We start from the raw sequence: 25,510 nt of genomic DNA on the forward strand, positions 1-25,510 counted from the left end.
GGAGAGGGAAGGTGCGGATCAGACGGTGGCTGCGGCCTTCTCGCTGTCGGCCAGGGCCGCGAGGAAGCGCTCCGCGTCGAGGGCGGCGGAGCAGCCGGTGCCGGCGGCCGTGATGGCCTGCCGGTAGGTGTGGTCGACGACGTCGCCGGCGCCGAAGACACCCGTCAGGTTGGTGCGGGTCGAGGGGGCGTCCACCTTCAGGTAGCCCTCCCCGTCGAGGTCGAGCTGGCCCTTGAAGAGCTCGGTGCGCGGGTCGTGGCCGACGGCGATGAAGAGGCCGGTCACCGCGAGCTCGGACGTGGCGCCCGTCTTGGTGTTGCGCAGCGTCAGGTGGGAGAGCTTCTGCTCACCGTGGATCTCGGCGACCTCGCTGTCCCACGCGAACTTGATCTTCTCGTCGGCGATGGCACGCTCCTGCATCGCCTTGGAGGCGCGCAGGGTGTCCCGGCGGTGGATGATCGTGACCGACTTGGCGAAGCGCGAGAGGAAGGTCGCCTCCTCCATCGCGGTGTCGCCGCCGCCGACCACGGCGATGTCCTGGTCCTTGAAGAAGAACCCGTCACACGTGGCGCACCACGAGACGCCGCGGCCCGACAGCTTGTCCTCGTTGGGCAGAGCCAGCTTGCGGTGCTGCGAGCCGGTGGTGACGATGACGGCCTTGGCGCGGTGGACCGTGCCGGAGGTGTCCGTGACGGTCTTGATGTCACCGGTCAGGTCGACGGCGACGACATCGTCCGGCACCAGCTCGGCGCCGAAGCGCTCGGCCTGGCCGCGCATGTTGTCCATGAGCTCCGGGCCCATGATGCCGTCCTGGAAGCCGGGGAAGTTCTCCACCTCGGTGGTGTTCATCAGCGCGCCGCCGGCGGTGACGGCGCCCTCGAACACCAGCGGCTTCAGCGACGCACGTGCGGTGTACAGCGCGGCGGTGTATCCGGCCGGGCCCGAGCCAATGATGATCACGTTACGGACGTCGCTCACGGGTTTCTTCCTCGTCTCTACGGACTGCCTACTGCCTGTCGGGGCCCCGGTCCAGGACTCTCACCCCACCCAACGGATCCTACGGGGGTTGCATTCCCGAGCCGGACGGGCGCCATGGAGACCCCGGTCTCGTCGGGCCCCGGCGGGCCTCAGTGGCGCGGGTAGGAGCGGGCCAGCAGGACCTTCCCGTGGGCGGAGGGCCCGGCGTTCTCGCAGGCCGCGTCGACGACGTACGCCTCCACGGCGGAGGGATCTCCCTGGTCGGGCAGCACGACGAGATACACCCGGGTTCCCTCGTACGTGCCCTGCTCGGTGGCGAGCGGCGTCTCCGAGGGGCGGCCGGTACCCGCTTGGACACAGGGCGGGACCGCGGCGGCGGACCGGACGGTGTCCGAGGACTTCTCGCTGTTCGGTGCGTTCTTCGTGGACGGGGCGATCTGTGCCGAAGGGGCCTTCTGTGTGCTCTGGGCGCCCTGGGACGCCAGCAGCGACTGCACGTGTCCTTCGAGGCTGCCCGCCGAGAAGGAGGTTCCGTCGGAGGGCGCCGCCTGGGACTCGGCGTGCTCGGCACGGGGGGCGGTCGTGGGCGACTGCAGGCTCTGCACGAAGAAGATCCCCGCCCCGACGGCCGCGGCGCCGAGCACCGCGGTGAGTACGGCGGCGCGGCGCCGGTTCTTCCTGCCGCGGCCGGGCCCCGGACCGGCGGCCGCACGGGCGTGCCCGGCAGGGCGGTCGTGCGGAGGGGTTCCGGACGGGGTCGAGGGAGCGGCGGATGCCGGTGTCGTGGGTGTCTCCGGTGTTTCACGTGAAACACCGGCCGTTTCACGCGGCCCGCCCCCGGGGGCCGTGGCGTTCAGGAGGGCTTCCGCGGCGAGCGCCGCGTCGATGCGTCCCACCACATCGGCGGGCATGCGCGGTGGGCCGGGGAGCGTCCCGAGCAGATCCCGGATCTCCTCCAGGGAGTCGCGTACATCGGCACACAGCGCGCAGCCCTGAAGATGGCGGCGTACGTCCGCCGTGCGGGCCGGCGGCAACAGGCCCTCGGTGAGTTCGGAGATCTCCGAGACGTCCGGGTGTTCCGTTGTTCCGGTCGTGGATGTCACGCGCGCCCACCTCCGCCCTTCACGGCAGCCGAATCGCTCGGTCCTGCATCGCTTGATCCTGTGTCGTTCGTGTCCGACGCAGGTGGGACGGATGTCCCTGGCGTCCGGTTCCTTCCCCCACGGGACTCGTCGCTACCCCTGGTATCCGCTGTATCCGCGCGCAGATGAGTGAGAAGGGGCACCAGCCGTGCGCGGCCACGGGCACAGCGGCTCTTCACCGTGCCGGTGGGCACATCGAGCACGGCGGCGGCTTCGGCGACGGGGTAGCCCTGCATGTCGACGAGGACGAGCGCGGCGCGCTGGTCCGGTGGCAGCGTGCCCAGGGCCTCGATGAGCTGCCGGTGCAGTTCCTGCCGCTCGGCCGGCGCCTCGGCCGACTCGTGCGGTTCGAGGAGCTGGTCAAGGCGCTCGGTGTCGTCGACCGGGGACGTCTTGCGGGAGGCGGCCTTGCGGGCCCGGTCGAGACAGGCGTTCACCGTGATGCGGTGCAGCCAGGTGGTGACGGCCGACTGGCCGCGGAAGGTGTGGGCGGCCCGGTAGGCGGAGACGAGAGCGTCCTGGACGGCGTCGGCGGCCTCCTCGCGGTCCCCCAGGGTGCGCAGAGCCACCGCCCACAATCGGTCGCGGTGGCGTCGCACGATCTCACCGAAGGCATCGGGGTCGCCGTCGACATGGCGCGCCAGGAGGTCCTGGTCGCTCATGTCGCCCAGCGTGGCGTCGTCCAACGGTGAGCCTCCCCCTGCCGTTCGGTCAGCCGGTGAACTTCACATCCGTGATGCCCTGCTTGTGGCCGGGGTCGCTGTACCCGTCCCCGGCCGCCTCGGGCATCGCGGTCATCCACAGAAGCACGTAACGCGAGGCGACGGGAGAGCTTGCCTTGAGATCGATCTTCTTGCCGCTGGTCTGCGAAGTCGCGATCTTCTTCATGCCCTTCACCCCTGTCGAGGGGGTGAGCGAGTCGGTGGCGTACAGCGTGATGGTGGTGTGATCTCCGCCGTAGCGCAACAGTATCGACGCGGTCGAGATGTTCTTGGACGAGCCCAGGTCGTAGACGATGCCCACGCCGGCCTTCACGGAGGGCACGAGGTCCGGGCCGTCGTAGAAGCTCTTGGTGCGCCAGAACGAGGAGGCGCTGCCGTCGTACGTGTTCCTCACGTCGGCGGCGTTCTGCGGCGATCCGTCCGGCGCGTACTCCTGGGCGCCCTGGATCGTGAGCGGCAGGGGCGCCTTCGGCTTGTCCCCGTCATCGCCGCTGTCCGTGGTTCGGGTGTTCCCGGTCTCGTTGGAGCCGCCCTTGTCGCGCTGGAGCAGGGCGTCGGCGAGCTGCCAGCTGCCGAGGCCGAGCGCGGCGATCAGGAGGGCGGAGACGGCCCACTTGAGCGCCTTGCCGGTGCGGCCCTGGAGCGGCGGGGGCGGCGGCACGACGGCCTGGGGGGTGGACGGCCCGGGACCCGTAGTGGGGCGGCCGTACGTTCCCTGCTGGTAGGTGGTGCGCTGGTATTCGGGCGGTGCGGTGAACGCGGGCTCCGGAGGCTTGATGCGCGGCATCTCCCCGATCGCCTTGACCAGCTCGTCCGGGGTGGTGCAGGGCGGCTCCTGGCGGGACGCGGTGGCCCCGTCGTTGACCAGCGCCCGCATGGCGAGCTCGGACAGGCCGCGGTGGACGCCGGCCCGTACCTGGTCGGGAGCGATCAGGCCGACGCCCTTGGGCAGGCCGTGCAGCCCGTACGCGTCGCTTTCGTACGGCCAGCGCTGGGTGAGCACGGCGTACAGCAGTGCTCCGATGGCCTCGGTGTCGGTGCGCTGAGGCGTGTCGGAGGTGATGCCGCGCAGTGCCGCGGCCACGGCGAGGCCGCGGATGCGGTACTGCCCGGTGGAGGTCCGCAGGACCGCGCTCGGGGTGAGACGGAGGTGCGCGAGGCCCTCGCGGTGGGCGGCGGCCATGGCCTGGGAGACCTGGGTGACCATCTGGTAGGCGTCGTGCGCCTCCAGCGGGCCGAGCGCGAGCAGGGCGGTGAGTTCGGTGGCGTCCGGGAGCCACTCGTGGACGACGTAGACGAGGTCGTTCTCCTCGACGGCGTCCAGGACCTGCACGAAGCGGGGGTCGCCGAGCAGCGCGGAGGAGCGTGCCGCGGCCAGCACGGAGCGGGCCCGCGCGTGGTCGGCGGGCAGCAGGTGGACGCCGACCGCGCGGCGGAGTTTCTCGTCGACCGCACGCCAGCTGCTGAAACCGTCCAGACGGGTGACGCACTCCTCCAGGCGGTAGCGCCTGGCCAGCTTGTGACCGCTGTGCAGTTCGGGCGTCGCGATGGACGGCTCAGCGGCCTTGCGCTCGCCGCCGGTGCCGTTCGTGCTCTGCTCCGCCGTGTCTGCCGTGTCGATGGACTCCGTCACCCCGTCGGTCGTCGCCTGGTCCGCCTTGGCGGTCAGCGGTGTGTCACCGCTGTTGTCGGCTACGTCGACGGCAGCCGTGCTACGTTCCGCCACCGTCGCTCCTGCCTCCCCATCCGTTGCGTGCTGTTGGCCAGCCATGCAAAGTCATGCCAATTGTGCCCACAGTCCAGCACTATGCACGACACGCGGTGGCCGACGATGGTTGTGCGCCCGCCCCGGCCTCAGCGGCCGAGCCGCCCGCGCACCATGCCGACCATCGCGTTGAGCTCTTCGATGCGCATCCGCTTGGCCGCGACGAAGAAGACTCCCATCAGCACCCCGCCGCCGACGACCAGTGCCACGACCGATCCTCCCGCGCCCTCGCCCAGGAACTTCAGCAGGCCGAAGCCGACCGCGCCACCCACCACCGCGGCGGGAACCGCGGCGAGGCACAGGCGGGCGTACGTACGCAGGACGTGCGCGCCGTCCAGATCGCCGCCCAGCCGGTTGCGCAGCCGCCGCCACGCCACTCCGACGCCCACGGCGTAGGCCAGCCCGTACGCGGCGGCCATCCCCACGACCGCCCATCGGGCGGGCAGCACTACGTAGCAGGCGGCCGAGACCGCCGCGTTGACGGCGGCCACGATGACCGTGTTGTAGAACGGCGTGCGGGTGTCCTCGTAGGCGTAGAAGCCGCGCAGGACGACGTACTGCACCGAGTACGGGATCAGGCCGAGCGCGAACGCCATCAGGATGAAGCCCATGGACTGGGCGGCCTGGATGCCGCTCGACGCGTACAGCAGGGTGCACATGGGGACGCCGAGCGCCAGGAACGCGAACGCGACCGGCACGATGGCGACCGCCGAGTTCCGCAGGCCCTGCGAGATGTCGTCGCGGACCGCGCCCGGGTCGTTGTCGTGCGCGGCACGCGAGATGCGCGGGAGCAGCGCGGCCATGACCGAGACGGTGATGATGGCCTGCGGCATGCCCCAGATCAGCTGGGCGTTGGAGTAGGCGAGGAAGCCGGCGCCGTCACGCCCCGACTGCTTGCCCGCGGCCGTGGCGAGCCGGGTGACGACGATGACGCCGGCCTGGTTGGCGAGCACGAACATGACGGTCCACTTGGCGAGCTTGACCGTCTTGCCGAGCCCGTGGCCCTTCCAGTCGAAGCGGGGCCGGAAGCGGAACCCGGTCTCGCGGAGGTAGGGAAGCATCGCCAGGGCCTGCACGACCAGGCCGAGCAGGGTGCCGATGCCGAGCAGCCGGACGCCGTCGTGCGGGATGGTCTGGACGCCCATGTGGGACTGGGCGGAGGTGCCGTAGACCCAGATGAACAGGCCGAACGTGCAGATCATCACGATGTTGTTGAGGACCGGAGTCCACATCATCGCGCCGAACTTGCCGCGCGCGTTGAGGATCTGTCCCATCACCACGTGCACGCCCATGAAGAAGATCGTGGGCAGGCAGTAGCGGGCGAACGTCACGGCGACGCTGTTGGCGGCCGCGTCGTTGCCGATGGTGGGCGACATCAGCTGGATCAGCATCGGCGCCCCGATGACGGCCAGGGCGACGATGGTGCCGAGCGCCACCATGACGAGCGTCAGGAGGCGGTTGGCGTAGGCCTCGCCGCCGTCCTCGTCGTCCTTCATGGAGCGCACCAGCTGGGGCACGAACACCGAGTTCAGGCCGCCGCCGACGGTGAGGATGTAGATCATCGTCGGCAGGGTGAGCGCGATGGTGAACGTGTCGCCGAGCAGGGCGGCGCCCAGGGCTGCGGTGATCACCAGGCTGCGTACGAAGCCGGTGAGCCGCGACACGAGAGTGCCGGCCGCCATGACGGCGCTGGACTTCATCAGGCTGGAGGCGCGGCCGCCCGCCTTCCGGGCCGGCGCGGGGACCGGCTCGGGTGCGGCGGGCACGGGCGGTCCTGCCTGCTGCTGGTCCCGGTAGAGATGGGCGAAGGCGTCCTGCTCGGGCAGCTCCTCGCCCGCCTGGGTGACCAGGTCGTCGACGCCCACGAACTGCGTGGTCCGGGCGTCGTCGCCGTAGGGCAGATGGCGCGAGGGCCCCTCCGGCTCGGGCGGCGGCGTCTGCGCCCAGATGCGCGGATCGGGCGCGTACTGCTGAGCGGTCGGCTGCTGGTAGAGCGGCGGCTGCTCGGCGTAGGTGCCCGGAGGCGGCGGCGGGTGCGCCGCACGGTCGTAGAGCGCCTCGGTCACCGGGTCCTGGGCGGAGAGATCCTGCGACCGGTACGGGTCGTAGGCGTAGGCGTCCTGGACATACGGATCAGGCGCTGACTGCGGCGGCGGGACCTGGCCCTGCTGGGCGGGTGCCGGGGGCATGCCCCCGGCGGGCGCGGCACCACTGCCTGCGCCCTGCCCACGGTCACCGTCGTACGGCGCGTTCATGGTTACCCCACCTCATCGTCCCCGGCCGACGGCCACGACATAGCTCAATGGTCCACTTTCTCACCCGGGCCGGGTGAGGCCCCGCTTTCGGGACCGGTGTCCGGTGTCGGGTCACTCGGCTGCCCGGGATCGGCGTCCGCCGAACCGTTCGGCGTGCCGGGGCCGTCGTCGCCCTCGGGCTCGTCGCGCGCCATGGAGCGCTTGCGGTGGGTGTACATCCTGATGCCCGCGAGCACCAGGAGCAGGACACCGCCGGCGATGACCAGCATCACCGTCGGAGTGATCTCGGAGACCTGGACGGTGAACTCCATCGGGTCACCGTACGGCGTGCCGTCCTCGGTGTAGAGCCGCGCCGTCACCGGGACGGGGCCGTTGGCGTTGGCGATGGCGGTGAACTTCACCGACTGGCTGCGGTCGCCGTCGACCTTCACCGGCTGTTCGCCGATCGCGGCGCCGTCCTCGCCCAGCTGGAGACGGGTGGGGCTCTTCGGCTGGATCCGCAGCACCAGATGGCCGACGCCCTGCACCAGCTTGTTCTGCACGGTGACGGCGATGGTCGCGCTGCGGCCCGACATGGTCGCGGTCGACTTCTGGATCAGATGGACCTGGTTGGCGAGCCCGTCCAGATAGAGCTGGACCCCCGACCGGTATGTCTGCGCGCCGCCCGGGTCGCCGCGCCAGGACGTCGACATCTCCCGGTTGATGGCGTTGCCGAACGGCGTCACCACGCGGTCGGGTGCGGCCAGGATCACCTTGAACCTGTCCAGGGTGCCCTGGGTGTCCTTCATGTCCTGGAAGGCGTCGACCGGCAGTTCCTGCCGCCGCAGCGCGTCGGGGTACGCGCCCGCGCCGGGCACACGCGTGGTGACACCCGGATCGGGTTTGGCCGTGGCCGCTCCGGACAGGTCGAGCGGCTGGGTCCAGCGCTGCGGGTCGAGCGCGTGCAGCGCCGTGGCCATCGACTGCGCCTGGCTGACGGACGGAGTGCGCTGGGGCGCGACCACGATGCTGCGTTGTTTGTCGGAGTCCTGGAGCGTGATCGCGAGGGTCTGCGCGAGGAAGTCCTGCACGGAGAGGGTCGAGGCGTCGGCCATGGACAGGTCGCCCTGGAACGCCGTGGAGAGCCCGGCGTCGGCCACGATGGCGCTGGCGCCGCCGCCGATCGGTCTGACCGCGGTGGGCGCGTACGGCAGCGAGCCGTCCCGGAGGCTGTCGCTGCGTGCGATCACGTTGTGCGCGCCGGCCGAGGTGGCCACGTCGACGATGGAGGGGTCGACGGCGCCCTCCACGGGCCACGCGTAGTCGACCGACGGCGTCACGTGCAGGATCGTGTCGATGGTCTTCTGTGCGACTTCGGTGGCGCTCTGGAGGTGGCCCAGCGAACCGGGGACGTCCCTGCCGTGGTGGGCGAGCGAGGCCAGATCGGGGTCGGCGAACGGCAGCGAGACGACCTTCTCGCCCTGGACCGCGGCCTCCAGGGCGCTGAGCCACGCCTTGGCCACGTCCTGGCCGGTGCCGTTGACCAGGTTGTCCCCGACCTTGATCTTGTAATTGCGGGTCATCGCGTCGACGGTGGCCAGCAGATCGGGGTCGATGACCCAGGTCACGGGCAGCTGCTTGCCGAGCGAGACCATCTGGTTCAGCCTGCCGCCGGGCCCGATGTCCCTCGCCAGGGAGTCGTCGGCGAAGACCGGTGTCTGCTGGGCGTCCGAGCCCGTCTGAGCGGTGAGGTGCGTCGAGGAGATCAGCGGCCACATGAACGTGAGCTGGGTCTTCTTGCCCTCGGTGGCGTCCGGCTGCCACGGCAGGAAGGTCCGCTCGATGCCGAGCACCCGCTCGGACTGACGGCCGGAGGCCTGACCGGACACGGAGACGCCGAGCGGGTACACCCCGTCCTCGCCGAGGCCCAGTTTGGAGACCGGCACGGAGAGCGTGAAGTCCTGGCTGATCCCGGCGTCCAGCCGCGCGAACTTGACCGTGGGACCGTCCCCGAGTTCCGCCGCGTCGATTCCCGGTACGTAGGCCTTGCGGTTCGCCGTCTCGTCGATCGCGCTGCGCCCGGAGAGCTTGGACCCCACCCGCAGCCCCACGTGGGCGCCGGTGACGGCCTGCTTGCCGGTGTTGGTCACCGTTCCGGAGATCGTCAGCGTGTCGCTCTTGACGGGGGCCTGGGGGGCCATCGAGTCCAGCGACACGTGTACGCCCTGGCCCGGATCGGCCGCCGCTTGGGCCGCCGGGGAGGCCGTCGCGGACAGGAGGCCGGCGAACAGCGGGGCGCCCACGAGCAGCGCCGCCGTGCGGCGCAGCCACCGGCGGGCAGGAGAGGGGGACATCCCCTGAGAAACTGCCGCCTCGGCCACGCGCTCGCCCGTCCCTCGATGTCGTCGCTTTCGGTTGCTGCGTCCACGCATGGTAACGATGCGGACTGTGGCGAAGTGCCGCGGTCTGCTCCACATGATCGGAAGAGTGCCGTACCGACCGGCACGTGCGCCGACCGGGGGTCCGTCCCGCCGGTGCTCACGGGGCCGCGATAAAGGGTGACGTCCCGGTCGGCCGGGCCACGTACCCTTTTCTGTTGTGCCGAACGCCAACGAAGACAATCCCAGTGCACTGAGCCAGGTGCAGCGCCGCGCGGTGAGCGAACTGCTGCGGGTCTCCCCAGTCGCGGACGACCTCGCCGTCCGATTCGAGGAGGCGGGCTTCTCGCTCGCCCTGGTCGGCGGCTCGGTCCGGGACGCGCTGCTCGGGCGCCTCGGCAACGACCTGGACTTCACCACCGATGCCCGCCCCGAGGACGTGCTGAAGATCGTGCGGCCCTGGGCGGACGCGGTCTGGGAGGTCGGGATCGCCTTCGGCACGGTCGGCTGCCAGAAGGACGGCTACCTCATCGAGGTGACGACGTACCGCTCCGAGGCGTACGACCGGACCTCGCGCAAGCCCGAGGTGTCCTACGGCGACTCCATCGAGCAGGACCTGGTACGCCGCGACTTCACCGTGAACGCCATGGCGGTGGCCCTGCCGCAGAAGGAGTTCGTCGACCCGTACGGCGGCCTCGAAGACCTGGCCGCACGCGTCCTGCGCACGCCCGGGACGCCCGAGGAGTCCTTCTCCGACGATCCGCTCCGGATGATGCGCGCCGCGCGCTTCGCCGCCCAGCTGGACTTCGAGGTGGCCCCCGAGGTCGTCACGGCCATGACGGACATGTCGGGCCGCATCGAGATCGTCTCCGCGGAGCGCGTACGGGACGAGCTGAACAAGCTGCTGCTCTCCGCGCACCCGAAGAAGGGCCTGCGGCTCCTCGTCGACACCGGGCTCGCCGACCACGTCCTGCCGGAGCTGCCGGCCCTGCGGCTGGAGAGTGACGAACACCACCGGCACAAGGACGTCTACGAGCACTCGCTGATCGTCCTCGACCAGGCGATCGACCTGGAGGAGAACGGCCCGGACCTGGTGCTGCGGCTGGCCGCGCTGCTGCACGACATCGGCAAGCCGAGGACGCGGCGCTTCGAGTCGGACGGGCGGGTCTCCTTCCACCACCACGAGGTGGTCGGAGCGAAGATGACCAAGAAGCGGATGAGTGCGCTGAAGTACTCGAACGACATGGTCAAGGACGTCTCGCAGCTCGTGGAGCTGCATCTGCGCTTCCACGGCTACGGCACCGGAGAGTGGACCGACTCGGCGGTGCGGCGGTACGTCCGTGACGCGGGGCCCCTCCTCGACCGGCTGCACAAGCTCACGCGCTCGGACTGCACCACGCGCAACAAGCGCAAGGCGAACGCGCTGTCGCGGGCGTACGACGGCCTGGAGGAGCGGATCGCGGAGCTTCAGCAGCAGGAGGAGCTGGACTCGATCCGTCCCGACCTGGACGGCAACCAGATCATGGAGATCCTGGGTGTCGGGCCGGGTCCCGCGATCGGGCAGGCGTACAAGCACCTGCTGGAGCTGCGGCTGGAGAACGGCCCCATGGATCACGAGGCGGCGATCGCGGCGCTGAAGGAGTGGTGGGCCGCTCAGGGCTGAGGCCGTGTTTCACGTGAAACACGACGGCTCGGCGGCCTGAGCGAGGGGCGGTGTTTCACGTGAAACACCGCCCCTCGCCGTGAAAGGCCGGCAGCCGCCGACCCCCTAGGAGACGCGCGCCAGCGAAAACCGGGTCATGAGAACGGCCACCCCCGCATAGATGACGGACACCGTCAGGACGAGGGAGGCGGAGCGGCCGTCCGCGGGGAGCATGAGGGCGGCAACCGCTGCCGCCCCGACGAACGCCATGTTGAACAGGACGTCGTAGAGGGAGAAGATCCGGCCCCGGAACGCGTCGTCCACCGTCGACTGGATCACCGTGTCCGTCGTGATCTTCGCGCCCTGCGTGACGAGGCCGAGGACGAAGGCGGCCACGATCATCGGAGCGGGGGCGAAGGGCAGCCCGAGCGCCGGTTCGAGCACCGCGGCGGCGGCCGCACACACCATGATCCACCGGTACTGGCCCAGCCGGGCCACCGCCCACGGAGTGACGAGCGCCGCCACGAAGAAGCCCGCTCCCGAGACACCCACGGCGAGCCCGAGAAGAGCGAGACCGCCCGTCCCCCCGCTCGCCCCGTCGGCCCAGGCATAGCGGCAGAGCATCAGCAGCATCACGGTGAGCGCGCCGTAGCAGAACCGCATCAGGGTCATGGCGGTGAGGACGCGCGCGGCGGATCTGCGCTCGTTCAAGTGCCGTACGCCGTCGGCGAGTCCACGGGCCGTGGAGCGGAGCACCGCGGCGATGCCTGGCCGGACCATCGTGGGGTCGGGGCCGAGCAGCCCCGCCGGCAGGCGCAGGGAGGCCAGGGATGCGCAGAGATAGAGGACGGCGCCCAGAAGGACGGTCGCGGCATCCGCGTCGATCACGAGGCGCAGGGCGAAGGCGAGCCCGCCGCCCGCCGTGGCGGCCAGCGTGCCGGCGGTCGGGGAGAGCGAGTTGGCCATGACGAGCCGCTCTTCGTCGACCACCCGGGGCAGGGAGGCCGAGAGTCCGGCGAGCACGAAGCGGTTGACGGCCGTCACGGCGAGGGCGGAGGCGTAGAAGAGCCAGTCGGGGACGTGGCCGAGGACGAGCAGCGCGGTGCAGCCGGCCAGCGCTGTGCGCAACAGGTTGCCGTAGAGGAAGACCTGGCGGCGGCGCCATCGGTCGAGCAGGACGCCCGCGAAGGGTCCGACGAGCGAGTACGGAAGGAGCAGGACCGCCATGGCGGAGGCGATCGCGCCCGGCGAGGCCTGTTTCTCGGGGGAGAAGACGACGTACGTGGCGAGGGCGACCTGGTAGACGCCGTCGGCCGCCTGGGACAGCAGCCGCACCGCCAGCAGGTGCCGGAAGTGCTTCAGGCGCAGGAGCACGCGGAGATCACGTACGACGGGCATGGAAGCAAGCGTCACATACCCGAAGGGTCCCTGTGCGCACTCGGCGCACAGGGACCCTTCGGCAGTCCTCAGGGGTGCGAGCTCTAGCGCTCGACCTCGCCCTTGATGAACTTCTCGACGTTGGCGTAGGCCTCGTCGTCGAAGTACTGCACCGGCGGGGACTTCATGAAGTAGCTCGACGCCGACAGGATCGGGCCGCCGATGCCGCGGTCCTTGGCGATCTTCGCGGCACGGAGGGCGTCGATGATGACACCCGCCGAGTTCGGGGAGTCCCAGACCTCGAGCTTGTACTCGAGGTTCAGCGGAACGTCGCCGAAGGCACGGCCCTCGAGGCGCACGTACGCCCACTTGCGGTCGTCCAGCCACGCCACGTAGTCCGACGGACCGATGTGGACGTTCTTCTCGCCCAGGTCGCGGTCGGGGATCTGCGAGGTGACGGCCTGCGTCTTGGAGATCTTCTTCGACTCCAGGCGGTCGCGCTCCAGCATGTTCTTGAAGTCCATGTTGCCGCCGACGTTGAGCTGCATGGTGCGCTCAAGACGGACACCGCGGTCCTCGAACAGCTTGGCCATCACGCGGTGCGTGATGGTGGCGCCGACCTGCGACTTGATGTCGTCGCCGACGATCGGGACGCCCGCCTCGGTGAACTTGTCCGCCCACTCCTTGGTGCCGGCGATGAAGACCGGGAGGGCGTTGACGAACGCGACCTTGGCGTCGATGGCGCACTGCGCGTAGAACTTCGCCGCGTCCTCGGAGCCGACCGGCAGGTAGCAGATCAGGACGTCGACCTGCTTGTCCTTGAGGATCTGGACGACATCGACGGGAGCCTCGGGGGACTCCTCGATGGTCATGCGGTAGTACTTGCCGAGACCGTCCAGGGTGTGGCCGCGCTGGACCGTGACGCCCTTGTTCGGGACGTCGCAGATCTTGATGGTGTTGTTCTCGCTGGCGCCGATGGCGTCCGAGAGGTCGAGGCCGACCTTCTTGGCGTCGACGTCGAACGCGGCGACGAACTCCACGTCACCGACGTGGTACTCGCCGAACTGGACGTGCATGAGACCCGGGACCTTGGCGGCCGGATCGGCGTCCTTGTAGTACTCGACGCCCTGCACCAGCGAGGCGGCGCAGTTGCCCACGCCGACGATGGCTACGCGAACCGAACCCATTCCGGTTGCTCCCTGTTCGATCTTTTCGAAGTCCTGCGAGTGCAGGGCCTTCAGTTGGCGGTGTCCTCGGACGGATCCGGCCGGGTGCTGTCCCGGTGCCGGGGCAGGCCGCCCGTCTCTCCTGATGTGTGGTCCTGCTGAGCGGAGCCGGTGGCGGGGCCGGATCGCTGATCCCGTCCCGCCCGCTCGCTCTCGATGAGCTCGTTCAGCCAGCGCACTTCGCGCTCCACGGACTCCATGCCGTGGCGCTGCAGCTCAAGCGTGTAGTCGTCCAGGCGCTCGCGCGTACGGGCCAGGGAGGCGCGCATCTTCTCAAGACGCTCCTCCAGCCGGCTACGGCGCCCTTCCAGCACGCGCATCCGCACCTCTCGCTCCGTCTGGCCGAAGAAGGCGAAACGGGCGGCGAAGTGCTCGTCCTCCCAGGTGTCGGGGCCGGTGTGGGAGAGCAGCTCCTCGAAGTGCTCCTTACCTTCCGCCGTCAACCGGTAGACGATCTTGGCGCGGCGCCCTGCGAGTGAAGCGGCGAGCGCCTCCTCGGGCGCGCTGCCCGGCTCCTCGATCAACCAGCCGTTGGCGACCAGCGTCTTGAGGCAGGGGTAGAGGGTCCCGTAACTGAAGGCCCGGAAGATCCCCAGCGAGGTGTTGAGCCGCTTGCGCAGCTCATAACCGTGCATCGGGGCCTCGCGGAGCAGGCCGAGTACGGCGAATTCGAGGATGCCGGAGCGTCTGCTCATCCTTCGCCTCCTCGGCTGTCGGGGACCTTTATGCCGTGCTGATGTATCGACTCGATACATCAGCACGATAGGGCGGTGCGGCAGCCGCGGCAAGGGGAGCCATGGTGAACGGCGTCACATCCTGGATTCACAGGGAGCAAGTTGCCTGATTTGGGGTGAACTTCGGCCCTAAGGAGGTTTTGACCGTGCGTAGTCTGTGCGCCATGCAGACCACTGTGTGCCGAGTGACGTCAGGGGGCGTCGGCGTGTTCAGCGCCATCGGCACACGGGATGCAGCGCGTCGCCGTCCCTCGCGGGGCGGCCGGGCGCACCGGGGGGACAGGAACTCAGCTGCCGTTTCCAGGCGCTCTCGCCTGCCCGAGGAGTAGTCGTTCGATGAGCGAGCACCGTCGCAAACCGCCGCAGCCCCAAGGCGGTGGGCGTGCCGCGGCCCGGCGCGCCGCGCAGCAGCCCTCCGGTCGCAGGGGGGCCAGGCCGACGTCCGGTTCTCCGGGGCCATCGGCCCACTCGTCGTCCGGTGCGTACGGATCGACGTCCACCCCGCGCGAGGAGGACCCCGCTTACGGCGGCCGGGCCGAGGCCCGCAAGGCCCAGCGCGGCGGCCGCCGGCGCGCACCGGACGTCGCGGGTCCGCCCAGGGGGCCGGGCCGCCGGAGTGCCTCCGGCGGTTCCGGCAAGAAGCGCTTCATCGACTATCCGCGCTTCGGCAAACAGGGCTGGCGGCGCTGGGTGCCGTCCTGGAAGCTCGTCAGCGCCTGCTCGCTGGCCTGTTTCGGCCTGCTCGTCGCCTTCATCGGCGCGGCCTACTACATGGTGGCCATCCCCGATGTCGCGCAGGCGGCGAAGGCGCAGAACAACGTCTACTACTGGGCCGACGGGTCGCAGATGGTCGCCACCGGCGGTGAGGTCAACCGTCAGATCATCCCGTACGAGCAGATCCCCTCGGCGATGCGGTACGCCGTCATCTCGGCGGAGAACAAGACCTTCGAGACCGACAGCGGTGTCGACCCCCAGGGCATCGCCCGCGCGCTCCTGAACATGGCCAAGGGCGGCCAGACGCAGGGCGGTTCGACCATCACGCAGCAGTACGTGAAGAACGCCCAGCTCAACGACCAGTCGCAGACGATCACGCGTAAGTTCAAAGAGCTCTTCATCTCCATCAAGGTCGGCGCGACCAAGAAGAAGTCCGAGATCATGGCGGGCTATCTGAACACCGCCTACTACGGGCGCGGCGCCTACGGCCTGCAGGCCGCCGCCCGCACGTATTACGGCAAGGACGCCAAGAGCCTCGACCCGAGCCAGTGCGCCTTCCTCGCCTCGCTCCTCAAGGGTGCTACCTACTTCGACCCGGCCGGTGCCCCCGAGATCGACCCCGCGGCCACCGCCGAGCAGAACACCAAGAACGCCACCGAACGCTGGACGTGGATCCTCGACCAAGAGGTCAAGGACAAGCACATGGCCCAAGCCGAGCGGGACAAGTACCGGGTCTTCCCGATGCCCGACAAGCCCAAGAAGGGCGCCAACCTGAGCGGGCAGATCGGCTACCTCGTCTCCCTGGCCCAGGCGTCCGCGAAGAACAGCAACCCGGACATGAACCTGTCTCAGGGCGGCTACCAGATCTTCACGACCTTCGACAAGAAGAAGGTCCAGGAGATGGAGGGCGTGGTCAAGAAGGTCCGGGACAAGAACATCGACCCCAAGAAGCGCCCCACCAAGGACACGTTCGTCCAGTTCGGCGCCGCTTCGGTGGATGTGAAGACCGGGGCCATCGTGGCCATCTACGGCGGCGACGACGCGACCAAGCACTTCACCAACAACGCCGACGAGACCGGCGCCCAGGTCGGTTCGACCTTCAAGCCGTTCGTCCTCGCGGCCGGCATGGAGTACGGCAAGCGCGATCCGAACAAGCCCGCCTCACAGGGCGACTCCTCCCGTACCCCCGTCTCTCCGGACAGCATCTACAGCGGCAAGAACAAGCTGAAGATCAAGAACTATGACGGGACCGTCTGGAAGGACGAGAACGGCAACGAATGGCTGCAGACCAACGACGGCGATGAGTCGTACAACCCGCCGAGCTACGCCATCGACCTGCGGTACGCGATGCAGGAGTCGGTGAACACCCCCTACGTCCAGCTCGGTATGGACGTAGGAACCGACAAGGTCAAGCAGGCGGCCATGGCGGCGGGGCTGCGCGACAGCAAGACCAGCATGGCCTCCTCCAGCGTCCCGTCCTTCTCCATCGGCACCTCGTCGCCCAGCGCGATCCGCATGGCGGGCGCATACGCCACCTTCGCGGCCAGCGGCACCCAGCGAGACCCGTTCTCCGTGACTCAGGTCAAGAAGAACGGGCGGGTGATCTACACACACGAGGACCAGTCCAAGAGCGCCTTCCCTGCCGCCGTGGCCAACAACGTCACGGACGTCCTGAAGAACGTCGTCGACAAGGGCACCGGAACCAACGCCAAGCTCAGCGGCCGGCAGGTGGCGGGCAAGACCGGTACCACCGACGGCAACCGGTCGGCATGGTTCGTCGGCTACACCCCGCAGTACTCGACCGCCGTCGGCATGTACCGCCTCGACGACAACGAGACCAGTAAGAAGCGCGAGTTCCTGAAGATGTTCGGGACGGGTGGCCAGGAGAAGATCCATGGTGCGTCCTTCCCGTCGACCATCTGGCACGACTACATGCAGGAGGCGCTCGGCGGCTCCCCCGCCGTGCCCTTCCCCGCGCCGGAGAAGATCGGCGACAAGGTCTACGGCGGCGGCATGTCGCCCAGCCCCACCCCGGTGGCGACCCCGAGCACCCCGCCCTCGCCGTCCCCGTCCATCAAGCCGTCCCAGACTCCGACGATGTCCCCGTCTCCGAGCCCCAGCAGCACGTGCAGCCGGTGGGACTGGACCTGCAACGACAACACGGGTGGCGCGAATCAGGGGCCGACGAACGGCGGGACGGACGGCGGGCCGACCCCCAGCCCGACGCCCAGCCGAACCAAACCCGGCGGCGGGACCGGCGGAGCGGGACCCGGCGGTTGGTTCGGAGGAACCAACGGCGGCTAGACCGGCCGGCTGAGGAACGGGGGGTGGTGTTTCACGTGAAACACCACCCCCCGTTTCACGTGAAACAGCGACCTCGTTTCACGTGAAACACGGCCGCTCCCCGTATCCACAGCGGTGTACGGCAGGATGTCCGGCATGACGAGCGAGACGAGCCCCCGTGCGTACGAGGACCGGCGCGGAGACTCCGCGGAACCCGTCGTGCGCCCCACGGAACAGGACGAGGTCGCCGCGGCGGGCAGCCAGCTGATCGGCGGCCCGCTCGGCCGGTGGGCCGGGCCCGGCCACCGGTGGCTCACCCCGGTCAGGATCGTGGTGCTCGTCGCGATCGGGATGTTCGCCCTCGGGATGGCGCAGAAGCTGCCCTGCTACGACTGGGCCTGGTTCCGGGGCGCCAATTCGCAGTACACGCACGCCTGCTATTCGGACATCCCGCACCTGTACTCGCTCCGTGGGTTCGCCGACAATCTCGTGCCGTATTTCGACCGGCTCAACGGCGACATGAACTACCTCGAATACCCGGTGCTGACCGGGCTGTTCATGGAGGTCGCCTCCTGGCTCACGCCGGGCAGCGGCGACATGCAGCACCGCGAGCAGATGTACTGGATGGCCAACGCGGGAATGCTGATGGTCTGCACGGCCGTCATCGCCGTGTGCGTCGCACGCACCCACCGCAGGCGCCCCTGGGACGCCCTCCTGGTCGCCCTGGCCCCCGCGTTCGCGCTCACGGCCACCATCAACTGGGACCTCTTCGCCGTCGCCCTCACCGCGGCCGCCCTGCTGATGTGGTCGCGCAGCCGACCGCTCGCCTTCGGCATCCTGATCGGCCTGGCGACCGCCGCGAAGCTGTACCCCGTACTGATCCTCGGCCCCCTGCTCGTCCTGTGCTGGCGGGCCGGGAAGTGGCGCGAGTTCGGCGCCGCGGCGCTGGGCGCCGCCGGTGCCTGGCTGGTCGTGAACCTGCCGGTGATGATGCTCGCGCCGGAGGGGTGGAAGAAGTTCTACACCTTCAGCCAGGAGCGGTCCGTCGACTTCGGATCGTTCTGGCTGATCATTTCGCAGCGCACGGGCCAGGGCCTGGACACCGACCTGGTGAACACGCTGGCCCTGATCCTCATGGTGCTCGCGTGCGTCGGGATCACGGTGCTCACGCTGACCGCGCCGCGTCGCCCGCGCTTCGCTCAGCTCGCCTTCCTGATCGTCGCCGCGTTCATCATCACCAACAAGGTCTACTCACCGCAGTACGTCCTGTGGCTGATCCCGTTGGCCGTGCTTGCCCGGCCGCGCTGGCGGGACTTCCTCATCTGGCAGGCCGGCGAGGTCGTGTACTTCCTGGGAATCTGGCTGTACCTCGCCTACACGATGAGCGGCGAGAAGCACCAGGGGCTGCCGACCGAGGGGTATCAACTGGCCATCGCCGTCCACCTGTTGACCACGCTGTACCTCTGTGGCGTGGTGGTGCGCGACATCCTGATGCCGGACCGGGACGTTGTACGGCGAGACGGCTCGGACGACCCGTCGGGTGGCGTACTGGACCGGGCCGAGGACGTCTTCGTGCTCGGCCAGGCGGCGCACCCCCCGCGTCACGCGGCCATGCTCGACGAAGGGCCGCGGGTCGAGTGGGGCATGCGAACTCCCGCGCGCTGAAAGGCCGGTAACAGGAGTCGGGCCCCTGAGCGACGGCGGCTGTCGTCGGTCAGGGGCCCGAAGTGCAACGTGCGGGGAAACCCCGCTAGCGCTCGATGAGGCGGTCGAACTGCGTGGTCGTGTGGCGCAGATGGGCGACCAACTCGTCACCTACGTGCGGCTCCTGCGAGTCCGACGGCACGAACAGGATGGACACCTGCATGTGCGGCGGCTCCGCGAACCAGCGCTGCTTGCCCGCCCAGACGAACGGCGACAGATTGCGGTTGACGGTGGCGAGCCCGGCACGGGCGACGCCCTTGGCCCGAGGCATCACACCGTGCAGCGCCTTCGGAGCCTCGAGGCCCACGCCGTGCGAGGTGCCGCCGGCCACCACGACCAGCCAGCCGTCGGATGCGACCTTCTGCTGGCGGTAGCCGAACCGGTCGCCCTTGGTGACCCGGGTGACGTCGAGGACGGAGCCCCGGTACTCGGTCGCCTCGTGGTCGCCGAGCCACAGCCGCGTGCCGATGCGGGCCCGGAACCGGGTCTGCGGGAACTGCTGCTGCAGCCGGGCCTGCTCCTCGGCGCGCAGGTGGCTGACGAACATGGTGTGCAGCGGAAGCCGGGCCGCGCGCAGCCGGTCCATCCACGCGATGACCTCCTCGACGGCGTCCGAGCCGTCGGTCCGGTCGAGCGGCAGGTGCAGCGCGAAGCCTTCGAGCCGTACGTCCTCGATGGCGGAGCGGAGCAGGCCGAGCTCCTCCTCCTTCACGCCGTGGCGCTTCATCGAGCTCATGCACTCGATGACCACGCGGGCGCCCACCAGGGCGTGCACGCCGTCGACCGACGAGACCGAACGGATGACGCGGTCCGGCAGCGGCACCGGCTCCTCGCCGCGCCGGAACGGCGTCAGGACGAGTAGGTCGCCGCTGAACCAGTCCTTGATCTTGGCGGCCTCATAGGTGGTGCCGACCGCCAGGATGTCCGAGCCGAACCGGGACACCTCGTCCGCGAGCCGCTCATGGCCGAAGCCGTAGCCGTTGCCCTTGCAGACCGGGACGATGCCCGGGAACTGGTCGATCACGGACTTCTGGTGCGCCCGCCAGCGAGCGGAGTCGACGTAGAGGGTGAGCGCCATGCCGTCCGGACCTTTCTGATGGCTGCGATGTGTCGCAGGTACGGGGAACGAGGTTACGCAACCGGTCAGCGGCGCGACATATACATGTCCAGCGCCTTGTGGAGCAGCTTGTTGAGCGGGAAGTCCCACTCGCCGAGGTACTCGGCCGCCTCACCACCGGTGCCCACCTTGAACTGGATCAGACCGAAGAGGTGGTCGGTCTCGTCCAGGGAGTCGGAGATGCCGCGGAGGTCGTAGACGGTCGCGCCCATCGCGTAGGCGTCGCGGAGCATCCGCCACTGCATCGCGTTGGACGGACGCACCTCGCGGCCGATGTTGTCGGAGGCGCCGTAGGAGTACCAGACGTGCCCGCCGACGACGAGCATCGTCGCGGCCGAGAGGTTCACACCGTTGTGGCGCGCGAAGTAGAGCCGCATCCGGTTGGGATCCTCGGAGTTGAGGACCGTCCACATGCGCTGGAAGTACGACAGGGGGCGCGGCCGGAAGTGGTCGCGCACCGCGGTGATCTCGTACAGGCGCTGCCACTCGGCGAGGTCCTCGTAGCCGCCCTGCACGACCTCGACGCCGGCCTTCTCGGCCTTCTTGATGTTGCGGCGCCACAGCTGGTTGAAGCCCTTGAGGACGTCGTCGAGGGAGCGGTTGGCCAGCGGCACCTGGAAGACGTAACGCGGCTGGACGTCACCGAACCCGGCGCCGCCGTCCTCGCCCTGCTGCCAGCCCATCTTGCGCAGGCGGTCGGCGACTTCGAAGGCACGCGCCTCGATGTGGGTGGCCTCGACGTCGCGCAGGCGCTTCACATCGGGGTCCTGGATGCCGGACTTGATGGCCGCGGAGTCCCAGCGGCGGATGACGACCGGAGGGCCCATCTTCACCGAGAACGCGCCCTGCTGCTTGAGGTGGGCGAGCATCGGCTTCAGCCACTCGTCCAGGTTGGGCGCGTACCAGTTGATGACCGGGCCCTCGGGCAGGTACGCCAAGTACCGCTTGACCTTGGGGAGCTGGCGGTAGAGGACGAGGCCGGCGCCTACGAGCTGGCCGTTCTTGTCGAACCAGCCGAGGCTCTCCGAACGCCACTCCGTCTTGACGTCAGCCCACGCCGGGACCTGGCAGTGGCTCGCCGCGGGCAGGCTCTGGATGTACGCCAGATGCTGCTCACGGCTGATGGTCCTCAGGGTCAGGCTCATGCGGGGCGCTCCTCGGCAGGTGTGTCCCCATGGGGTCAGGGGCTCCGGCTCTCGTGCCGAAGCCTACTGGGCCACAGGAGCGCGCTGGATGGCCGCACGGCACAGCGCCGTACGGCCATCCGTGGTGTCGGTCGCCGTGCGGCCGTCAGCCGACGACGCCGCCGAAGAGTCCGCCGTGTGCCATTCCGAGAAAGAAGCCGACGGCCGAGGCGCCGAGGCCGAGGATCAACAGGAACCGCTCGCGCGTCGTCACCGAGATGAACTGGCCGTACGCACCCGTGAGGATCCCGATGAGACCGGCCCAGGAGCTGACCAGGTGGAGGTTGTAGAACCAGGCCGTGGTGAAGGCCAGCACGCCCAGGACGACCGTGACGGCCATCAGCGTGTCCTGGAGCGGGTGGGGCTTGCCGTCGGTGGCGAAGAGCGAAACAGGGGAGTTCGGTCGCACTGCTTGTGCCATGGGGCACCTCCTGGCGGACGGCGGCGCCGAGTGACGCCGCACACACCGATGTGTACAGATTGCGTCCCCTGCCCACCGGATTTCAACCGGAAGCAGGTCAACAGGTACTCTGGACGGTCTGCACCGGTGTCAGTCGTGCCCGCATGCCCTCCCGCTCCTCACGGAGGGGGATTGTCAGTGGGTGCGGATACCGTTGCTAACGCATCACGACCCTCCTGCCACGGAACGACCGTGGCCGCTGAGTCCAAAGGAGGTGGGTTCCACATGCGTCACTACGAGGTGATGGTCATCCTCGACCCCGATCTGGAGGAGCGCGCTGTCTCTCCCCTGATCGAGAACTTCCTCTCCGTCGTCCGCGAGGGCAACGGAAAGGTTGAGAAGGTCGACACCTGGGGCCGTCGTCGTCTCTCTTACGAGATCAAGAAGAAGCCCGAGGGCATCTACACGGTCATCGACCTCCAGGCCGAGCCTGCGGTCGTCAAGGAGCTCGACCGTCAGATGAACCTGAACGAGTCGGTCCTCCGGACCAAGGTCCTCCGCCCCGAGACCCACTGAGCTTTCGCTCAGAGGTAATCGGGTCCGAGTAGCAACACAGCAGCCAGCAGCAATCCCCGCCGAGAGGTTCATCCATGGCAGGCGAGACCGTCATCACGGTCGTCGGCAATCTCGTCGACGACCCCGAGCTGCGCTTCACCCCCTCCGGTGCGGCCGTCGCGAAGTTCCGTGTCGCGTCCACTCCCCGCACCTTCGACCGTCAGACCAATGAGTGGAAGGACGGCGAAAGCCTGTTCCTGACCTGCTCGGTCTGGCGTCAGGCGGCGGAGAACGTCGCGGAGTCGCTTCAGCGAGGCATGCGCGTAGTCGTGCAGGGCCGGCTGAGGCAGCGGTCCTACGAGGACCGCGAGGGCGTCAAGCGCACGGTCTACGAGCTGGACGTCGAGGAAGTCGGCCCCAGCCTCAAGAGCGCCACGGCCAAGGTCACCAAGACCACCGGTCGCGGTGGCCAGGGTGGATACGGCGGCGGCGGTCAGCAGCAGGGCGGCGGCAGCTGGGGCGGAGCCCCCAGCGGTGGCCAGCAGGGCGGCGGCGGTGCTCCCGCCGACGACCCGTGGGCCTCCAGCGCGCCGGCCGGCGGCGGACAGCCGCAGCAGGGTGGCGGCAGCGGCGGCGGCGGTGGCTGGGGCGGAAGCTCCGGCGGCGGCTACTCGGACGAGCCGCCCTTCTAGGGCAGCTCAACCCCACTTCTTGATCACACAGGAGAAACACCATGGCGAAGCCGCCTGTGCGCAAGCCTAAGAAGAAGGTCTGCGCTTTCTGCAAGGACAAGACCGTCTACGTGGACTACAAGGACACGAACATGCTGCGGAAGTTCATTTCCGACCGCGGCAAGATCCGTGCCCGCCGCGTGACCGGCAACTGCACGCAGCACCAGCGTGACGTCGCCACGGCCGTCAAGAACAGCCGTGAGATGGCGCTGCTGCCCTACACGTCCACCGCGCGATAAGGGAAGGGTGACCGAAAAATGAAGATCATCCTCACCCACGAGGTCTCTGGCCTCGGCACTGCCGGCGACGTCGTTGACGTCAAGGACGGCTACGCTCGCAACTACCTGGTCCCGCGTGGTTTCGCGATCCGCTGGACCAAGGGTGGCGAGAAGGATGTCGCGCAGATCCGTCGTGCGCGCAAGATCCACGAGATCGCGACCATCGAGCAGGCCAACGAGGTCAAGGCCCGTCTCGAAGGCGTGAAGGTGCGTCTGGCTGTTCGCTCCGGCGACGCCGGCCGTCTCTTCGGCTCCGTCACCCAGGCTGACGTCGCTTCGGCGATCAAGGCCGCCGGTGGCCCGGACGTGGACAAGCGCCGCGTCGAGCTCGGTGCGCCGATCAAGACCCTTGGTGCCCACCAGGTGTCCGTGCGTCTGCACGCCGACGTTGTCGCGAAGCTTGGCGTCGAGGTCATCGCCGCCTAAGCACTGCACAGCAGAACGGGCCGCACCCTTTGGGGTGCGGCCCGTTCTCTGTTTCACGTGAAACAGAGAAGAGACTCCTTGTGCGCCGCCGCGCCGGGGGCGTCCGTTTCACGTGAAACAGACGTGGACAGGGCGTATGCGGTGTCGTGGTCAGCGCGTCGCGCCGGTGACCAGCCAGCGCCCGGAGCGGGCCCGCCAGGCAAGGGTCAGCATCCGGACCACCATCATCAGGCCCATGGCCCACCACAGTGCGGTCAGTCCGCCGCCCAGCGTCGGCACGAGCAGGGCGACCGGGGCGAAGACGGCGAGGGTCACCAGCATCGCCCAGGCCAGATAGGGGCCGTCGCCCGCGCCCATCAGTACGCCGTCGAGCACGAAGACCACGCCGGCCACCGGCTGGATGACGGCCACCACCAGCAGAGCGGGAAGCAGGGTGTCCTGGACGGTGTGGTCGCTGGTGAAGAGCGGCATGAACAGAGGGCGGGTGACCACCACGAGCAGGCCGAGCAGAACTCCGAAGGCGACACCCCACTCGACCATGCGCCGACAGGCCTGGCGGGCCCCCTCGGTGTCTTCGGACCCCAGATAGCGGCCGATGATCGCCTGTCCGGCGATGGCGATCGCGTCGAGCGCGAAGGCCATCAGGCTCCAGAGGGACAGGATGATCTGGTGGGCGGCGATGTCGGCGTCGCCCAGACCGGCGGCGACGGCGGTGGCGATCATGAGGACGGCACGCAGCGAGAGCGTACGGACGAGGAGGGGCACGCCTGCCTGTGCGCTGTTCCTGATGCCCGCGGCGTCGGGCCGCAGGGAGGCGCCGTGACGCCGCGCCCCGCGCACGACCACGGTGAGATAGACGGCCGCCATGCCGAACTGGGCGATGACGGTGCCCCATGCCGATCCGGCGATGCCGAGCCCGGCTCCGTAGACGAGCCCCACATTGAGCGCGCCGTTCACGGCGAAGCCGCCGATGGCGACGTACAGGGGCGTCCTGGTGTTCTGAAGACCCCGCAGGATGCCGGTCGAGGCGAGCACCATGAGCATGGCGGGAATGCCGAGCGCGGATATGCGGAGATAGGTGACGGCGAACGGAGCCGCGGTGTCGGAGGCCCCGAAGAGTTCGACCAGCCAGGGGGCGGAGGGGAGAACGGCGACGACGACCACGGCGCCCAGGAGCAGGGCGAGCCAGATGCCGTCCATGCCCTGACGTATCGCGGCCCGCAGATCGCCCGCGCCGACGCGTCGCGAGACGGCGGCGGTGGTGGCGTACGCGAGAAAGATGAAGACGCTCACGGCGGTGCTGAGCAGGGTCGCAGCAATACCCAAACCGGCCAGTTGCGGAGTGCCGAGGTGACCCACGATCGCGCTGTCGGCCATCACGAAGAGAGGCTCGGCGACCAGGGCGCCGAAGGCGGGCACGGCGAGGGCCACGATCTCGCGGTCGTGGCGTCGTCTGGACGGGCGCCGGTCGTTCTCCGGCGCCGCGGGAGCCTGTGTCATGGGGTCAATCTAATCTTCCACAGGTAATGGACGCAATGCATCTCTGGTCCTTACTTCGGAGTCCGTTCCGGGTTCGTGTGCGGGCCATCCGCTCCGATCTTGAGCCAGTCGGGAAAGTTTTTCTCCCCCACAGCCGGTGGACGGAGAATCTGCAGGTCAGAGCCGTGATCGCGGAGGCGCTATGACTTTGTCCACAGTGCTGTCCCCCGGTCCGTGCACAGGTTCCGGAGACTTCTCCACAGCATCCGGTCGTTCGTCCACATGCCCTGTGGATAACCAGATTGGCTGACGCCGCTCGCGGGCCTAACGTGGTCCGGCGCCCGACGCGCCGGAACCGGAGTCGGGCATCTCGATTTGTCAGTGTCGTGCCGTAAAAAGAGTGGCACGGCTAGGTCCGCGGAGCGGACGGGAGGAGGTGGC

Annotated in this window: 20 protein-coding genes; 7 read left to right on the forward strand and 13 right to left on the reverse strand. The window is 69.1% G+C overall.

Annotated features, from left to right (window positions below; translation table 11 throughout):
• Window positions 1-18: 18 nt before the first annotated feature.
• The 6 genes from trxB to OOJ98_RS30290 all read right to left on the reverse strand — a co-directional run bounded on the left by trxB (window position 19) and on the right by OOJ98_RS30290 (window position 9,222).
• Window positions 19-978 (reverse strand): thioredoxin-disulfide reductase, encoded by a 960-nt coding sequence (gene trxB / locus OOJ98_RS30265; RefSeq protein ID WP_267058315.1) that lies wholly within the window; start codon window positions 976-978, stop codon window positions 19-21.
• Window positions 979-1,127: 149 nt separating this feature from the next.
• The gene (locus tag OOJ98_RS30270; RefSeq protein ID WP_267058316.1) at window positions 1,128-2,081 is read right to left on the reverse strand and encodes a hypothetical protein; all 954 of its coding nucleotides are present in this window, start codon (window positions 2,079-2,081) and stop codon (window positions 1,128-1,130) included.
• Window positions 2,078-2,806, reverse strand: coding sequence for an RNA polymerase sigma factor SigM (sigM, locus tag OOJ98_RS30275; protein ID WP_267058317.1), 729 nt, complete (start codon window positions 2,804-2,806; stop codon window positions 2,078-2,080). Before sigM ends, OOJ98_RS30270 begins: the two co-directional genes overlap by 4 nt.
• A gap of 25 nt (window positions 2,807-2,831) precedes the next feature.
• A complete protein-coding gene (locus OOJ98_RS30280) occupies window positions 2,832-4,568 on the reverse strand; it encodes a protein kinase family protein (RefSeq protein ID WP_267058318.1) in 1,737 nt (578 codons plus the stop codon).
• 128 nt (window positions 4,569-4,696) lie between these two features.
• Entirely contained in the window at window positions 4,697-6,862 is a 2,166-nt protein-coding gene (gene murJ, locus OOJ98_RS30285; RefSeq protein WP_267058319.1) for a murein biosynthesis integral membrane protein MurJ, read from the reverse strand.
• Window positions 6,863-6,906: 44 nt separating this feature from the next.
• Window positions 6,907-9,222, reverse strand: a complete 2,316-nt coding sequence (locus tag OOJ98_RS30290) for a DUF6049 family protein (protein WP_267058320.1) — start codon at window positions 9,220-9,222, stop codon at window positions 6,907-6,909.
• A 217-nt stretch (window positions 9,223-9,439) separates the two neighbouring features.
• Between OOJ98_RS30290 and OOJ98_RS30295 the strand changes: the two genes are divergently transcribed.
• A complete protein-coding gene (locus OOJ98_RS30295; protein WP_267058321.1) occupies window positions 9,440-10,882 on the forward strand; it encodes a CCA tRNA nucleotidyltransferase in 1,443 nt (480 codons plus the stop codon).
• 105 nt (window positions 10,883-10,987) lie between these two features.
• On the opposite strand, the gene OOJ98_RS30300 is transcribed toward OOJ98_RS30295, so the two are convergent.
• The 3 genes from OOJ98_RS30300 to OOJ98_RS30310 all read right to left on the reverse strand — a co-directional run bounded on the left by OOJ98_RS30300 (window position 10,988) and on the right by OOJ98_RS30310 (window position 14,159).
• Window positions 10,988-12,259 (reverse strand): MFS transporter, encoded by a 1,272-nt coding sequence (locus OOJ98_RS30300; RefSeq protein WP_267058322.1) that lies wholly within the window; start codon window positions 12,257-12,259, stop codon window positions 10,988-10,990.
• 83 nt (window positions 12,260-12,342) lie between these two features.
• Window positions 12,343-13,425: an inositol-3-phosphate synthase gene (locus OOJ98_RS30305; protein ID WP_267058323.1), complete on the reverse strand. Its 1,083-nt coding sequence runs from the start codon at window positions 13,423-13,425 to the stop codon at window positions 12,343-12,345.
• Between the two features lie 50 nt (window positions 13,426-13,475).
• Complete coding sequence (locus OOJ98_RS30310) at window positions 13,476-14,159, reverse strand: PadR family transcriptional regulator (RefSeq protein ID WP_267058324.1); 684 nt, start codon at window positions 14,157-14,159, stop codon at window positions 13,476-13,478.
• A gap of 375 nt (window positions 14,160-14,534) precedes the next feature.
• Here OOJ98_RS30310 and OOJ98_RS30315 point away from each other — a divergent pair, with 375 nt between their 5' ends.
• Entirely contained in the window at window positions 14,535-17,216 is a 2,682-nt protein-coding gene (locus OOJ98_RS30315; protein ID WP_267058325.1) for a transglycosylase domain-containing protein, read from the forward strand.
• A gap of 135 nt (window positions 17,217-17,351) precedes the next feature.
• On the forward strand, window positions 17,352-18,860 hold the full coding sequence (locus OOJ98_RS30320; protein WP_267058326.1) for a glycosyltransferase family 87 protein: 1,509 nt from the start codon (window positions 17,352-17,354) through the stop codon (window positions 18,858-18,860).
• Window positions 18,861-18,945: 85 nt separating this feature from the next.
• Here OOJ98_RS30320 and OOJ98_RS30325 read toward each other — a convergent pair whose 3' ends face one another.
• The 3 genes from OOJ98_RS30325 to OOJ98_RS30335 form a co-directional block, all read right to left on the reverse strand.
• Complete coding sequence (locus OOJ98_RS30325) at window positions 18,946-19,977, reverse strand: alanine racemase (RefSeq protein ID WP_267058327.1); 1,032 nt, start codon at window positions 19,975-19,977, stop codon at window positions 18,946-18,948.
• 65 nt (window positions 19,978-20,042) lie between these two features.
• A complete protein-coding gene (locus OOJ98_RS30330) occupies window positions 20,043-21,161 on the reverse strand; it encodes a peptidoglycan bridge formation glycyltransferase FemA/FemB family protein (protein ID WP_267058328.1) in 1,119 nt (372 codons plus the stop codon).
• Window positions 21,162-21,306: 145 nt separating this feature from the next.
• Entirely contained in the window at window positions 21,307-21,621 is a 315-nt protein-coding gene (locus OOJ98_RS30335; protein ID WP_267058329.1) for a hypothetical protein, read from the reverse strand.
• A gap of 264 nt (window positions 21,622-21,885) precedes the next feature.
• Between OOJ98_RS30335 and rpsF the strand changes: the two genes are divergently transcribed.
• The 4 genes from rpsF to rplI all read left to right on the forward strand — a co-directional run bounded on the left by rpsF (window position 21,886) and on the right by rplI (window position 23,590).
• The gene (gene rpsF / locus OOJ98_RS30340; RefSeq protein WP_067162183.1) at window positions 21,886-22,176 is read left to right on the forward strand and encodes a 30S ribosomal protein S6; all 291 of its coding nucleotides are present in this window, start codon (window positions 21,886-21,888) and stop codon (window positions 22,174-22,176) included.
• A gap of 74 nt (window positions 22,177-22,250) precedes the next feature.
• Window positions 22,251-22,847, forward strand: coding sequence for a single-stranded DNA-binding protein (locus OOJ98_RS30345; protein WP_267058331.1), 597 nt, complete (start codon window positions 22,251-22,253; stop codon window positions 22,845-22,847).
• 41 nt (window positions 22,848-22,888) lie between these two features.
• Window positions 22,889-23,125: a 30S ribosomal protein S18 gene (gene rpsR / locus OOJ98_RS30350; RefSeq protein ID WP_003956534.1), complete on the forward strand. Its 237-nt coding sequence runs from the start codon at window positions 22,889-22,891 to the stop codon at window positions 23,123-23,125.
• An 18-nt stretch (window positions 23,126-23,143) separates the two neighbouring features.
• Window positions 23,144-23,590 (forward strand): 50S ribosomal protein L9, encoded by a 447-nt coding sequence (rplI, locus tag OOJ98_RS30355; protein ID WP_100575643.1) that lies wholly within the window; start codon window positions 23,144-23,146, stop codon window positions 23,588-23,590.
• Between the two features lie 150 nt (window positions 23,591-23,740).
• Here rplI and OOJ98_RS30360 read toward each other — a convergent pair whose 3' ends face one another.
• Entirely contained in the window at window positions 23,741-25,090 is a 1,350-nt protein-coding gene (locus OOJ98_RS30360; RefSeq protein WP_267058333.1) for an MATE family efflux transporter, read from the reverse strand.
• Window positions 25,091-25,510 lie beyond the last annotated feature (420 nt).

Source organism: Streptomyces sp. NBC_00083, from assembly GCF_026343295.1.
Lineage (GTDB): Bacteria > Actinomycetota > Actinomycetes > Streptomycetales > Streptomycetaceae > Streptomyces.

Coding starts and splice junctions, on each gene's coding strand:
- murJ (WP_267058319.1), bottom strand. CDS start 6,862: ATGAACGCGCCGTACGACGGTGACCGTGGGCAGGGCGCAGGCAGTGGT.
- OOJ98_RS30300 (WP_267058322.1), bottom strand. CDS start 12,259: ATGCCCGTCGTACGTGATCTCCGCGTGCTCCTGCGCCTGAAGCACTTC.
- OOJ98_RS30305 (WP_267058323.1), bottom strand. CDS start 13,425: ATGGGTTCGGTTCGCGTAGCCATCGTCGGCGTGGGCAACTGCGCCGCC.
- OOJ98_RS30310 (WP_267058324.1), bottom strand. CDS start 14,159: ATGAGCAGACGCTCCGGCATCCTCGAATTCGCCGTACTCGGCCTGCTC.
- OOJ98_RS30315 (WP_267058325.1), top strand. CDS start 14,535: ATGAGCGAGCACCGTCGCAAACCGCCGCAGCCCCAAGGCGGTGGGCGT.
- OOJ98_RS30320 (WP_267058326.1), top strand. CDS start 17,352: ATGACGAGCGAGACGAGCCCCCGTGCGTACGAGGACCGGCGCGGAGAC.
- OOJ98_RS30325 (WP_267058327.1), bottom strand. CDS start 19,977: ATGGCGCTCACCCTCTACGTCGACTCCGCTCGCTGGCGGGCGCACCAG.
- OOJ98_RS30330 (WP_267058328.1), bottom strand. CDS start 21,161: ATGAGCCTGACCCTGAGGACCATCAGCCGTGAGCAGCATCTGGCGTAC.
- OOJ98_RS30335 (WP_267058329.1), bottom strand. CDS start 21,621: ATGGCACAAGCAGTGCGACCGAACTCCCCTGTTTCGCTCTTCGCCACC.
- rpsF (WP_067162183.1), top strand. CDS start 21,886: ATGCGTCACTACGAGGTGATGGTCATCCTCGACCCCGATCTGGAGGAG.
- OOJ98_RS30345 (WP_267058331.1), top strand. CDS start 22,251: ATGGCAGGCGAGACCGTCATCACGGTCGTCGGCAATCTCGTCGACGAC.
- rpsR (WP_003956534.1), top strand. CDS start 22,889: ATGGCGAAGCCGCCTGTGCGCAAGCCTAAGAAGAAGGTCTGCGCTTTC.
- rplI (WP_100575643.1), top strand. CDS start 23,144: ATGAAGATCATCCTCACCCACGAGGTCTCTGGCCTCGGCACTGCCGGC.
- OOJ98_RS30360 (WP_267058333.1), bottom strand. CDS start 25,090: ATGACACAGGCTCCCGCGGCGCCGGAGAACGACCGGCGCCCGTCCAGA.